This is a genomic window from Janibacter sp. CoH_79_TC_3 (genome assembly GCF_058197955.1).
Genome location: NZ_JBXWIV010000004.1, coordinates 226,022 through 240,274 on the forward strand (window position 1 = coordinate 226,022; position 14,253 = coordinate 240,274).

Consider the following 14,253-nt stretch of genomic DNA (forward strand, 5'->3'; position numbering starts at 1 on the left):
TATGGACAGTATCATCACGTTAGCTTTTACTCTTTCTGCTTTTAATAAGGATATGAATTCGGATGTTTAAACTCTTATCAGTAAAACCTGACATTGATGCTCATCATCGCTCTATAAATACAGCCATGATAAATGCAGCAATGATTCGCCCGTATAAAGCTCCTAGCTTGCTCGCGGCAGCACTGACTGGCGTATTGTTAGTGAGCGGTTGTCAGCAGCAAGCCGAAGAGCCAATACCCGATAGCAGTCAAACTAAAGAGAAAACCAGCGCTGAAGACAGTCAGCCTATGCGTAAAAGCGATTCTGCTGCTGCTCGTATAGAACAGTTTCAGCCTTTGTATCTTGCGCAAGCGCAAGGGCTACAGCAACGCTTGCAAGCGGAATATGAATCGCTACAAGCGGCAGATGCGTCAGACAGTAGCAATGACTTGTTGCCTGATAGTACAACTGCTGATCAAACAACGAATAATACAGGGTCTGAGCAAATAGCAAAATCAAACGCTACGGATTCAGCCGCAGCTACGGACAATAGCAATAGTGATTCTAACGCTAGCAGTAACTCTGATATTGATGCTACTTTAGAGACTGATATTAATACCAGTACAGAAGTGGGCGAGCGCGACTTAACGGTGCTTAAACGTATTAGTCTTGAGCCGCGTAAACTAGTGATGTTGACAGATAAGCAGATTATAGACAGTTATCAGCAAGCGATGGAAGCCCTTTATCAGCCTGTGACCACACCACTTAGCGCTGAAGATGTTGATACTCTAATCAATATCGCGACATTGGTACCACAGGTATTTGAACATGCAGAAATTGCCGGTAGACTGAGTGCAAAAAGCCCAGCGTTGGCACGTTTGATTATTCAGCATCAAGTTTGGGAGCAAATAGAAGCCCAGCAAGTCATTGATATGCAGCAGATGAAAATCAATCAGCAGCAAGAGTTTGAAAGGCTGATGGCGAAATTTAACGAAACCATTCAAGGTTATGACGAGCAAATTGCCAAATACGAACAGACGTTAAAAGAGTTTCAGTAAAAATTTAGAAGATTACCGCTGATTGCTGTATTGATCCTATCAAATGTTAACCATAAAAAATCCCGCTACGAGAGCGGGATTTTTATGTGTCTAATTTTTATACTGCTAAAATAAAAGACTGACTATTTACGGTCTTCAACTTTAACGAATTCGCGTTTTGTCTCACCAGTATATAACTGACGTGGGCGACCAATTTTGAACGGTGCGCTGTGCATCTCTAACCAATGGCTGATCCAACCAGAAGTACGCGCTAGTGAGAAGATAACGGTAAACATTGACGTTGGGATACCGATGGCTTTAAGGATAATGCCAGAATAGAAATCAACGTTTGGATACAAGTTACGCTCAACGAAGAACGGGTCTTCTAACGCAATTTTCTCAAGCGCCATCGCAAGCTCAAGCTTAGGATCATTGATACCCAATGCGCCTAGGACTTCGTCACAAGTTTCTTTCATTACTTGTGCGCGTGGGTCAAAGTTTTTGTAAACACGGTGACCAAAGCCCATTAGTTTCACTTCACGGCTTTTTACTTTTTCCATGAATGCTGGTACGTTTTCAACTGTACCAATTTCATCTAGCATCTCAAGCACAGCTTCGTTGGCGCCGCCATGTGATGGGCCCCAAAGGGCAGCGATACCCGCAGCGATACAAGCGTAAGGATTCGCGCCAGTAGAACCTGCTAGACGTACGGTAGACGTTGAGGCATTTTGCTCGTGGTCAGCATGCAGGGTGAAGATTTTGTCCATGGCGCGAGTGATGACGTCATTGGTTTTGTAGTCAACATCAGCAGGCGTTGCAAACATCATGTATAAGAAGTTTTCTGCGTAATTGAAATCATTACGTGGGTACATGAACGGTTCGCCCTGTGAGTATTTATAACTCATGGCTGCAAGCGTTGGCATTTTAGCGATTAGACGAATAGCAGTGATTTCACGATGCTCTTCGTTGCTTACATCAAGATTTTCATGATAGAACGCTGATAAAGCACCAACGACACCAACCATGATAGCCATTGGGTGCGCGTCACGGCGGAAGCCTTCAAAGAATTTACGTAACTGGTCATGAACGCCAGTATGCTTACGGACTTTTTCATAGAAATCCGCTTTTTGCTCAGCATTAGGCAAATCGCCATGAATAAGCGCATACGCCACTTCTAAATATTCAGCATTATTTGCTAACTCATCGATAGGATAGCCGCGATGCAACAGCTCGCCTTTGCCACCATCAATGAAGGTGATTTTTGACTCAACAGGCGCAGTTGCCATAAAACCTGGATCGTAGGTCCAGTAGCCCGCTTGTTGAAAAGCAGCAACTTCAATAACTGACGGCCCTAAGGTACCTTCAATAATAGGAAGTTGGTAATCCTTACCATCTACGGTTAATGTGGCTTGATTATCAGCCATAATCTAATCTCCATTGTTTTAACTTGTTAGAATAAAATTGTAGAGACGCATACCTTCGCGCCCTAAATGGTCAAAATCAATTTAACCCATTTAATATGCAGGCTATATTAGCAGTTATTACTGAGGTTTTGAAAAGACTTTTGGCAGTAATGGCTGTGATACGGGTGCTTTAGTCGTAGTTAGCGACTGTAAACTTTGTATCAAAATATGTCTGCTTGGTAATTTAGCTTTAAAATACTTACTTGTTGTTAACGTAATGCTTCTCATTAACATTATAATACTAAAGACTTTTTAGCAAGATACTCTGTTTTAATAACGAAAGATAAATACCATAAAACAGACAGCGCATGAGTAATCGACAAATTGCTTTGGGTTTATGCTTTATCCTGATTGGCTAATATTAATGAATTCATATTACCAATAGCTAGCTTTTTGTTAATTAATCTCTAATAACCACTATTTAGGGGATAAATTTGTAATTAGTGGCCAGTCATTTTATAATTGGAGGGATTTAACTGGCACTAGCTTTGCGCAAATTGATCGCTCATCCTAGTAAAGCCGTGGATAAGGCTTGGCTTTACTCATACTTTGTTACGATTGGACGTTCGGTTTATAGACCAAAAACCAGCTTATCGCTTGAATATTCTTGTTAACTGTTCTATTTTTAGATAGCCAACAATGAAGTTTACCTTAATAAAAAATGATAACATAGAGATGACACCCTGGCGTTATCTTTTTTTGTTGATGGCAAGCAGTAAAAATAGAATAGTTAATCGATTTATCCCATACTGTGTGCTGAGTATTAAAAGCACGTAGACAGCTTGTTATTGAAAGGGATTGTCATCTCAACGAGCGAGGTTTAGCCGTCTATAAATAGGCTTTAATTAATAGACCGAAGCGACCTTTCAAATTTAGCGCAAATTAAACGACGTCAGCTAGCCCTTCCTTACTTTATTCATCTCATGTGTTGCTCGCCGCTTTAGAATAGTTTTTTTATAAATAGTGTTTTTATAAATAGTATTGGTATAAAGCGTTGATAGCAGATACAGGAGTATAACCGCAAAAAGGATGCCCGCTGTGAAAAGCAACCGACCTATTGATCTGCCCTTAAGCCAAGTGATTAGCGTTAATCGCTCACCGATTGCGATAGCTTCAATCTTGCATCGTATCTCTGGCATTGTTTTATTTCTACTTATTCCTGTCATGCTATGGTTATTGCAGAATTCTTTGGCGTCGCCTGAGAGTTTTGAGACCGTGTTTGACAATGTTCTTGTTCGCTTTTTGGCCTGGATTTTTGTCGCCGCCATTGCCTATCACTTTGTGATGGGTATCAAGCATTTATTTGCTGATATGGGCATGAATGAGGAGCTAAAATCTGGCCGTGCCGCTTCTATGATTAGCTTTGTCATTGCAGCAATCTTAATTGTCGCGTCATTTGTATGGGTGATGTTCTAATGAAAAACGATTCAGGAATCAACAGCGCTACGGGTCTAACCGGCTCAGGTTCACGCGATTGGATTGTGCAGCGTATCAGTGCTGTCATTTTAGCCGTTTACAGTGTGGTATTACTGGGCTTCTTCTTAACCCATGGTAATGTAACCTTCGTTGATTGGTCACAATTTATGACCAGTTTACCGATGCGTTTGTTCAGCTTATTGGCCGTTTTGGCATTGGCTGGTCACGCTTGGGTTGGTATGTGGACGGTATTTACTGACTATATCACCACTGGCAAACTGGGCTCAAGCGCAGCAGGCCTACGTTTAGTACTACAGACATTAATGATTATCGCTATTTTAGTGTTTCTATTTTGGGGCATCATGATTTTTTGGGGTAACGGCTTCGGTGTCGTTGCTGTTTAATCGTTAAGCAGATATCTAATCATTAGATATCAACAAATAACAACGGATGAACCTGACAACGCTATTAACCCTTATATGGTTTATAGCTGTTAGATTATTATGATTCCGTAGTCGCCAAAATAGCCATAGCTAATCATAGCGTTGGGCGCACACTGAATAGAAGCATCAGTTATTGAGTAGCTCATAATAGTTAGATGAATGAGTTACTAGGTGAATGTAGTTAATCAGGTGAGATGACCCAATATAACGATAGATATGCAAATTAAGTGGTTGAAGGCTGTTTGTATTGTATTTTGATTATTGTCAGTAGCGTTAGCGCACAATAAGATGCAGAACAACCTTTTTATTTACTTCTAAGCATTAACAGGCATTAGGAAAACCGTAATGGCAACTAGACAAGATAATACTATTAGTAATATTAAAACCCTGAACTACGACGCGGTCATCGTTGGTGGCGGCGGCTCAGGTATGCGTGCTTCATTGCATTTAGCGGAAGCGGGTATGAAGGTTGCAGTCTTGACCAAAGTATTCCCAACCCGTTCGCACACCGTTGCTGCTCAAGGTGGTATTGGCGCAAGTTTGGGTAATATGAGCAATGACAACTGGCACTTTCACTTTTATGACACCGTTAAAGGGTCAGATTGGTTAGGTGACCAAGACGCCATTGAGTACATGTGCCGTGAAGCGCCAAAAGTGGTGTATGAGCTTGAGCATATGGGTATGCCGTTTGACCGTAACGAAGATGGCACGATTTATCAGCGCCCATTCGGTGGTCATACGTCAAACTATGGCGAAAAAGCCGTACAGCGTGCTTGTGCTGCTGCTGACCGTACTGGTCATGCACTACTGCATACGCTATATCAGAAGAACCTACAGCAAGGTACTGAGTTCTTTATCGAGTGGATTGCCCTTGATTTGATCAAAGACGACGCCGGTAATATCAATGGCGTCATCGCGATTGAGCAAGAAACTGGCACCGTTGCGGTATTCCAATCGCCAATCACTGTCTTAGCGACAGGTGGTGCAGGTCGTATCTTTGCGGCATCTACCAACGCTTATATCAATACTGGTGACGGTATTGGCATGGCGGTTCGCGCAGGTATTCCATTGCAAGATATGGAATTCTGGCAGTTCCACCCAACCGGCGTTCATGGTGCCGGTGTACTATTAACCGAAGGTTGCCGCGGTGAAGGCGCTATCTTACGTAATAAAGATGGTGAAGCGTTCATGGAGCGTTATGCGCCAACGGTTAAAGACTTAGCACCACGTGATTTGGTTTCTCGTTCTATGGACCAAGAAATCAAAGAAGGCCGTGGTTGTGGTCCAAATGCTGACCATATAGTGATGGATATGACGCATTTAGGTGTTGAAACCATCATGAAGCGTTTGCCATCAGTATTTGAGATTGGTAAAAACTTCGCTAACGTTGATATCACAAAAGAGCCAATTCCCGTTATCCCAACCATTCACTATATGATGGGCGGTATTCCAACGACGATTCATGGTCAAGTGATTGTACCGGATCTAGAAGCGGGTACCGATGAAGAAGGCTTATATGCAAAAGGCAACGTGGTTAAAGGTCTTTATGCAATCGGTGAGTGTGCTTGCGTCAGTGTGCACGGTGCCAACCGTTTAGGTACCAACTCATTGCTTGATTTATTGGTCTTTGGTCGCGCAGCTGGTAAGCATATCGTTGATGAATTCCATCATGCTGACCACAACTATAAGCCATTAGATCCTCGTGTTCTTGACTATACGGTTGGTCGTTTAGACAAACTGCAACAATCGACTTCAGGCTATAATGCACAGGACGTCGCTGACGAGATTCGTGCAACCATGCAAACGCATGCCAGTGTATTCCGTACGCAAGCGATGATGGACGAGGGCGTTGAGAAAATCCTAGCGCTCGGTGAAAAAATTGACCAAATTCATTTGGCTGATAAATCACAAGTCTTTAACACCGCACGTATCGAAGCGTTTGAAGTAGGCAATCTTTATGAAGTGGCAAAAGCGACGATGATTTCAGCGGCTAAGCGTCACGAAAGTCGCGGCGCGCACAGTGTTTCTGACTATGATCGCCCAGAAGATGATGAATACGCACCAAACGGCCGTAACGATAGAGAATGGATGAAGCATACCTTATGGTATTCTGAAGGTAATAAAATTATCTATAAACCCGTTCGTAAAGTACCATTGACCGTCGATTATATCGAGCCAAAAGTCCGCGTCTATTAATTTTAGATGATGTGCGCTTGATTTTTACGCACAGTACAAACGTTTTATCCTTTATTAATCTATTAAAAAGGTGACCGCCAGCGACAGACCACTATCAGCGCTGAGATTTAAAATCGCAGTGCTGATAGTTTACAATCCTTAGATTGCATGGTTTGTCAGCCCGCCATCATCTACGTGTGGAGTTTAGCATTATGAGCCGAGGTACTCGCACCATCGAAATCTATCGCTACGATCCTGATGTGGACGCAGCGCCGCGCATGCAGATCTATACGGTTGAGTTGTTAGACTCAGATCGTATGTTGCTTGACGTGTTATTACGCTTAAAAAAGGAAGATGAAACCCTCACCTTCCGTCGCTCTTGCCGCGAAGGTATTTGCGGTTCTGACGGCATGAATATTAATGGTAAAAATGGTCTTGCATGTCTAATTAACATGAATACCTTGCCTGAAAAAGTAACGGTTCGTCCGTTACCAGGTTTGCCAGTGGTTCGTGATTTGGTCGTCGATATGAACCAATTCTACGAGCAATACGAAAAAGTTCATCCGTTCCTAATCAATGACCAACCAGCGCCAGCAACAGAGCGCTTGCAGTCACCTGAACAGCGTGACAAGCTTAATGGTTTGTATGAATGTATTTTATGTGCCTGCTGTTCAACCAGCTGCCCATCTTTTTGGTGGAATCCTGATAAATTCTTAGGTCCAGCAGCACTATTGAATGCCAACCGTTTCGTTTCTGACAGCCGTGATACCGATACGCGTGCGCGTTTAGCACGTTTAGATGATCCGTTTAGCTTATTCCGTTGCCGCGGCATCATGAACTGTGTTTCAGTATGTCCAAAAGGCTTGAATCCAACCAAGGCTATTGGTCATCTACGCAATTTACTTATCGATCAAGCAGGTTAGTCTACCTTTTATCGTTAATTAGCTTTATAATAGCGCCATAAAAAACACCACCTATCATTAGGTGGTGTTTTTTATTAAAAAAATTGAGTAGTTAGCTGCTTTTTAAGTAACTAGCTCTTATTTTTTAAGCAATTAGCTCTTGTTTTTCTTATTAAGACGACAATATCAGCATCTTAAGCCATATTGTTGAGGAGCAGTGGCAAATCCGTCAGGGTAAGTAAGGCTCTATTAACAATACGTTGCTTGTATGTAAGAAGACATGCTATATCGCGCGTCTCCCTATATAATTGAACATGGTAATATTGTTTAGTATTGCAAAGACTTATTGTTGTAAATCTGCTTCTTGTGAAGTAATAGATTTACAAAGATTTATTCTTCTAAAGGTAAAGTTGCGATAAATGATAGTAGATATTCATTACGTAAATACCTAGTATTGAACAAACAAACTATGGCGCCTAGGCTGGGCATGTTATTCTATACGGCAATGTATGTTTGGCGAAATAGACGCCATACTTTTACCATAGGAAGACATTTCAGTGAAAATAGCCAATTGATAGGCTAACTGAAAGAAAAGATGCTTGCTTAAAAACCTTATTATTAACAATTTGGTTATAGCTGATAGCATTATATATAAATTAATGTTGTGAAACGATGCGATTCAGAAAACTGACCGTTCACAAATAATTAGAATAGTAAGATTGGTATTGCCATCACGCTTTTTACCGTTATATAGCTTTAGCATACAATTGCGAAATAGCTTCTAATAGCAAAAAACGATGAACAACATACCTAATGTACAACGAATAACACAATAATAAGCACGATTCCATTCATTTATCTATCAAATAGACGATTATTATGAATAGTATAACTAAAGAAGCAGCGAGCGTAGATCATACCGAACTGGCCGCTGATAATGCCAGTTACATCGAAGCGCTCTATGAGCAATATCTAGACGATCCTAGTAGTGTTGATAGCGATTGGCAAGCGTATTTTCAACAATACAAATCACCAAACGATGCCGCGCATAATGCCATTAAGGATCAGTTCTTGTTGCTAGCGCGTAATCAGACCGCTAACAAAGTCAACACTGAAACGTCTGGCGCTACTGCTGACAATTCAGGTAACTGTGCCGACCCAAAACAAATGGGCGTCCAGCAACTGATTTCAGCATACCGTCGCCGTGGTCATCGCCGTGCTAAGCTTGATCCTTTAGATCTACATCCACGTGCAGAAGTGGAAGATTTGACCCTTGCTTATCACAACCTTTCAGAAGCTGACCTTGATACGGTATTCCCGACCAATGATTTAAATATTGGTAAGGATGAAGCGCCGCTACGTGAAATTATCGAAATCATGGAGCGCGTATACTGCCGTTTTATCGGTACTGAATATATGCACGTAACCACCAGCACTGAAAAACGCTGGATGGAAAAATATCTCGAGAGCAATCTAGGGTATATTAAATTTGATACAGAAAAACGTTTATCTATTCTTGAGCGTTTAACCGCCGCCGAAGGCTTAGAGAAATATCTGGCTCGTAAATATACCGGCGTTAAGCGTTTCGGTTTAGAAGGCGGTGAGAGCTTTATTCCTGCTATCAATGAAATCATCCAACGTGCTGGCGGTTATGGCACCAAAGAGATGGTCATTGGTATGGCTCACCGTGGGCGTTTGAATTTATTGGTCAATATCTTGGGTAAAAACCCTGCCGATTTGTTCGATGAGTTTGATGGTAAGGTTCAGCCAGAAAAAGGCTCAGGCGACGTTAAATATCACAATGGCTTTTCATCGAACGTGATGACACCAGGTGGTGAGGCGCATTTAGCCTTGGCGTTTAACCCATCGCACCTTGAGATTGTTGCCCCTGTATTGCAAGGGTCGGTACGCGCGCGTCAAGTTCGTCGTAACGATCAGCCATTACAAGACAACAAAACTGGTAATTCCGTATTGCCAATCGTTATTCATGGTGATGCCGCTTTTGCTGGCCAAGGTGTGGTACAAGAAACCTTCCAGATGTCACAAACTCGTGCTTATACCACGGGCGGTACGGTACATATTGTTATCAATAACCAAGTTGGCTTTACCACCAGCCGTCAAGAAGATGCACGCTCGACTGAGTATTGTACTGACGTGGCAAAAATGGTGCATGCACCTATTCTGCATGTAAACGGTGATGACCCTGAGTCCGTAGTATTTGCTGCTCAGTTAGCGCTTGATTATCGTCATGAATTTGATAAAGACATCATTATTGATTTGTTCTGCTATCGCCGTAACGGTCATAATGAAGCCGATGAGCCATCAGCGACTCAGCCATTGATGTACGCGGTGATTAAAAAATTACCAACGACCCGTACTATTTATGCGCAAAAGCTGATTGAAGAGGGTCTGCTGAGTAAAGAAGATGAAACTCGCTTAGAAGACGAATACCGTGAGTCTTTAGACCGCGGCGAATATGTTGCCAACTCTTTAGTCAGTCAGCCTAACGAAGAGCTGTTTGTCGATTGGAAACCTTATCTAGGTCATGACTTGGTCGATGATTGGGATACCAGCGTCGATATCGAAATCCTAAAAGGTTATGGCCGCCGTATGGCGGAGATGCCAGAAGGCTATAAGTTACAACGTCAAGTACAAAAAGTGGTCGAACAACGCTTAGCGATGCAAACGGGTGAAGAGCCTTTAAACTGGGGTGCTGCCGAGACCCTAGCATATGCCTCACTGGTTGATAACGATAAAGTGTTGGTACGTATTACGGGTGAAGATGTCGGTCGTGGTACCTTCTCGCATCGCCATAGTGAACTGTATAATATTGAAGATGGCAGCATGTATGTGCCACTTGCTCACCTGAGTGAAGAGCAAGCGCGCTTTGCCACTTATAACTCGTTGCTATCAGAAGAAGCAGTATTAGCATTTGAGTATGGTTATGCGACCACAGTTCCAAATGCACTTGTCGTTTGGGAAGCGCAGTTCGGTGATTTCGTCAACGGCGCGCAAGTGGTGATTGACCAGTTCATCTCTAGTGGTGAAACCAAGTGGCAGCGTGTTTGCGGTCTAACCATGCTGTTACCACATGGCTTTGAAGGTCAAGGCCCTGAGCATTCATCTGCTCGCCTTGAGCGCTTCTTGCAATTATGTGCTGAAGACAATATGCAAGTGATTACCCCAACGACGCCAGCACAGATTTATCATGCGCTACGTCGCCAAGCTGTACGTCCGATTCGTAAACCATTAATCGTTATGTCGCCGAAAAGCTTGCTACGTCATAAATTGGCGACTTCAAACCTCGAAGAGTTAGCGAACGGTAAGTTTGAAACGGTACTGCCAGAGATGGATCAGCAAAATCCGGACAACGTGACGCGTATGGTGCTATGTGGCGGTAAAGTCTATTATGACTTGCTAGAGCAGCGCCGTGCATTAGGCCTTGACCATGTTGCTATCGTGCGTATTGAGCAGCTTTATCCATTACCAGAAAAACGTTTGATTGCTGAAATTGAAAAATATAGCAATTTAAAAGAAATCGTTTGGACACAAGAAGAGCCGCTTAACCAAGGTGCTTGGTACTATTTAGCGCCGCATATGTTCCGCATTGTCGTGCCGCACCCAACCAAGGCGAAAGTCATGGAGCCAGTGGCGCGTCCTGCTAGTGCGGCACCAGCAACAGGTTCGGCAAAACTGCATGTCAAGCAGCAGCAAGATTTAATCGCTGGCGGTCTTGGAATTAGTGTAGATGAGCTGTCCAAGTAACGAATCGTTTACTTAACAGATTATATTTATATAAGATACATGAATCAGGCGATGACAGTCCGTACCGCGTATTACCATTGAAGTAAGACAATTCAAAATGGTACTGACCGCTCATCACGACTTAATAATAAATAGTAATATCAATATCTAAGGAGTATATCGATGGCTGAAATTAAAGCCCCCGTGTTTCCAGAATCGGTTGCCGATGGCACCATCGTGGAATGGCATGTCACTGAAGGTCAAGAAGTTAGCCGTGATGACTTATTGGCTGAAATCGAAACTGATAAAGTGGTATTAGAAGTTGTGGCACCTGATAATGGTGTCGTGACCAGAATCGTTAAGAAAGTTGACGATACTGTTTTGTCTGACGAATTGATCGCAGAATTTGAAGCAGGTGCTAGCGGTAGTACTGATAAAGGTGATGCTCCTGCAGTCGATCCAGATCAGCCAGCTGCGCCAGTACAACCAAAGCAAGGTAGTGATGGCGGTGAGTCAGTCCAAGCAACAGATAAAAAAGATGAAGCGGATCATAAAGATCAAAGCCCTGCAGTCCGTAAAGCAGCGAAAGAGTCTGGCGTTGATCCTAAAGACGTCGAAGGCAGTGGTCGTGATGGCCGTGTGACCAAATCTGATATGGCAAACCCGACGCTAAAAGCGGACAGCTCTATCAAATCTGATAGCGGTCGTCCAGTCGCTGAATCAACAGGTGAGCGCACTGAAAAACGCGTACCAATGACGCGTCTACGTAAGACAGTCGCCAATCGTCTGCTAGCCGCTTCTCAAGAAACAGCGATGCTAACCACGTTTAACGAAGTCAACATGAAACCGTTGATGGACATGCGTGCTAAGTATAAAGAGCAGTTTGAAAAGCGTCATGGCGTACGTTTAGGCTTTATGTCGTTATTTGTAAAAGCGGCGACCGAAGCGCTTAAACGTTTCCCAGCGGTCAACGCCTCACTAGATGGTGATGATATTGTTTATCATGGCTATTATGATATCGGTGTTGCCGTATCTTCAGATCGTGGCTTAGTGGTTCCTGTATTGCGTGATACCGATCGCATGAGCATGGCAGATGTTGAAGCCAAGATTCGTGAGCTGGGTGGTAAAGCACAAAAAGGTAAGCTTGGTCTAGATGAGATGACTGGTGGTACATTCACTATCTCAAACGGTGGCGTATTTGGTTCACTCATGTCAACGCCAATCTTGAATCCACCGCAAACTGCTATCTTGGGTATGCATGCTATCAACGATCGTCCGATGGCAGTCGATGGTAAAGTTGAAATTCTACCAATGATGTATCTAGCACTTTCTTATGACCACCGTATGATTGATGGTAAAGAGGCAGTACAGTTCTTAGTAACTATCAAAGAGTTGGTTGAAGATCCAGCCATGTTACTACTAGACCTTTAAGCCTATGAGCTTGTATCGGTAACCGCCGATACAAGCTTTTTAACTTTGGACTAGATGATTGTGGTTTATCGATAAATAACGGATGTCTTTCTTAACGTGTATTAACGATGGGATAAAATGTTCAGTTATTTGTTAATAGCTTAACTAATCATTTAAATGTTAAATAAAATTAGAAAGAAATTAGAAATAGGAACGTACTATGAAAGACAATTATGATCTAGTCGTCATCGGCGGCGGTCCTGGTGGTTATGAAGCCGCTATTCGTGCAGGCCAACTGGGTATGAGCGTTGCTTGTATCGAGAAACGTGTTTATAAAGGTGAGCCAGCGCTTGGCGGTACTTGCTTAAACGTCGGTTGTATTCCATCAAAAGCCTTGCTTGATTCATCACACCGTTATGAAGCGACTAAGCATGACCTTGCTGAACATGGTATCAGCACCGGCGACGTTGCTATCGATATCGAGCAAATGATTGCTCGTAAAGAAGGCATCGTTAAGCAATTGACCGGCGGCGTTGCGGCATTGTTAAAAGGTAATGGCGTTGACTGGCTACAAGGCTGGGGCACGTTGGAAGATGGTAAAGGCGCGGACAAAAAAGTTAAATTTACCGCCCTTGCTGACGAAGCAGAAACTATTATCACCGCTAAAAACGTGATTCTTGCAGCAGGTTCGATTCCTATCGATATTCCTGTGGCAAAAACTGATGGCGATCGCATCGTTGATTCTACCGGCGCGCTTGATTTCACCTCAGTTCCTAAGCGTTTAGGCGTGATTGGTGCCGGTGTTATTGGTCTAGAGCTAGGTTCTGTATGGCGTCGTTTGGGTGCAGAAGTGGTTGTTTATGAAGCCCTACCAAGTTTCTTAGCCGCCGCTGACAAAGATATCGCTAAAGAAGCGGGGAAAATGCTGAAGAAGCAAGGTCTCGATATCCGTGTCGATACCAAAGTGACCAATGCTGAAGTGAAAGGCGACCGAGTGGTTGTGACTAGCGAAGCTAAAGGTGAGTCATCAGAAGAGAGCTTTGATAAATTAATCGTTTGTGTCGGTCGCCGTGCATATTCTGAAAAACTGCTTGGCGCTGACAGTGGCATTCAGTTGACTGAACGTGGTCTGATTGATGTGAATGATCAGTGTAAAACCAACCTTGATGGCGTTTATGCCATCGGTGACTTGGTCCGTGGTCCTATGCTCGCGCATAAAGCCATGGAAGAAGGCATGATGGCAGTTGAGCGCATTCATGGCGAAAAAGCACAAGTTAACTATGACACGATCATCAACGTCATTTATACCCATCCAGAAATCGCATGGGTTGGTTTGACCGAGCAAGAAGCAGAAGCTGCCGGTTATGAAGTTAAAACAGGTTCATTTAACCTAGCGGCGAACGGTCGTGCGCTTGCTCAAAGTGAAGCACAGGGCTCTATCAAAGTTGTTGCTGATGCCAAAACAGACCGTCTATTAGGTATGCATGCCATCTCTGCGGGTGCTGGTGATATCGTCCATCAAGGTATGATTGCGATGGAATTTGTTTCTAGTATCGAAGACTTGCAGTTGATGACGTTTGCGCATCCAACCATTTCTGAAGCGGTTCATGAAGCTGCTCTTTCTGCAGATGGTCGCGCGATTCACGCCATTCAGCGTAAAAAGCGTAAGTAGTTCTTACAGATA

General features: G+C 43.3%; 9 protein-coding genes. 8 read left to right on the forward strand and 1 reads right to left on the reverse strand.

From position 1 onward, the window contains the following. The first annotated feature begins 62 nt into the window (after positions 1 to 62). Complete coding sequence (locus AC2FA3_RS06160) at positions 63 to 1,037, forward strand: hypothetical protein (RefSeq protein WP_490508808.1); 975 nt, start codon at positions 63 to 65, stop codon at positions 1,035 to 1,037. Positions 1,038 to 1,159: 122 nt separating this feature from the next. On the opposite strand, the gene gltA is transcribed toward AC2FA3_RS06160, so the two are convergent. Then, positions 1,160 to 2,440 carry a citrate synthase gene (gene gltA, locus AC2FA3_RS06165; protein WP_490508809.1) on the reverse strand — a complete coding sequence of 427 codons (1,281 nt, stop codon included), beginning with the start codon at positions 2,438 to 2,440 and terminating at the stop codon, positions 1,160 to 1,162. A gap of 1,077 nt (positions 2,441 to 3,517) precedes the next feature. On the opposite strand from gltA, the gene sdhC reads away from it, so the two are divergent. The 7 genes from sdhC to lpdA all read left to right on the forward strand — a co-directional run bounded on the left by sdhC (position 3,518) and on the right by lpdA (position 14,241). Continuing rightward, positions 3,518 to 3,895 (forward strand): succinate dehydrogenase, cytochrome b556 subunit, encoded by a 378-nt coding sequence (gene sdhC, locus AC2FA3_RS06170; protein WP_490508811.1) that lies wholly within the window; start codon positions 3,518 to 3,520, stop codon positions 3,893 to 3,895. After that, a complete protein-coding gene (sdhD, locus tag AC2FA3_RS06175; RefSeq protein ID WP_201545232.1) occupies positions 3,895 to 4,299 on the forward strand; it encodes a succinate dehydrogenase, hydrophobic membrane anchor protein in 405 nt (134 codons plus the stop codon). Before sdhC ends, sdhD begins: the two co-directional genes overlap by 1 nt. A gap of 384 nt (positions 4,300 to 4,683) precedes the next feature. Then, positions 4,684 to 6,534: a succinate dehydrogenase flavoprotein subunit gene (sdhA, locus tag AC2FA3_RS06180; RefSeq protein WP_490508812.1), complete on the forward strand. Its 1,851-nt coding sequence runs from the start codon at positions 4,684 to 4,686 to the stop codon at positions 6,532 to 6,534. A 191-nt stretch (positions 6,535 to 6,725) separates the two neighbouring features. Continuing rightward, entirely contained in the window at positions 6,726 to 7,436 is a 711-nt protein-coding gene (locus AC2FA3_RS06185) for a succinate dehydrogenase iron-sulfur subunit (RefSeq protein WP_490508814.1), read from the forward strand. An 858-nt stretch (positions 7,437 to 8,294) separates the two neighbouring features. Continuing rightward, a complete protein-coding gene (locus tag AC2FA3_RS06190) occupies positions 8,295 to 11,180 on the forward strand; it encodes a 2-oxoglutarate dehydrogenase E1 component (protein WP_490508815.1) in 2,886 nt (961 codons plus the stop codon). A gap of 162 nt (positions 11,181 to 11,342) precedes the next feature. Continuing rightward, complete coding sequence (gene odhB, locus AC2FA3_RS06195; RefSeq protein ID WP_490508816.1) at positions 11,343 to 12,590, forward strand: 2-oxoglutarate dehydrogenase complex dihydrolipoyllysine-residue succinyltransferase; 1,248 nt, start codon at positions 11,343 to 11,345, stop codon at positions 12,588 to 12,590. Between the two features lie 199 nt (positions 12,591 to 12,789). Then, on the forward strand, positions 12,790 to 14,241 hold the full coding sequence (gene lpdA, locus AC2FA3_RS06200) for a dihydrolipoyl dehydrogenase (RefSeq protein WP_490508817.1): 1,452 nt from the start codon (positions 12,790 to 12,792) through the stop codon (positions 14,239 to 14,241). The last annotated feature ends 12 nt before the right edge of the window (positions 14,242 to 14,253 follow it).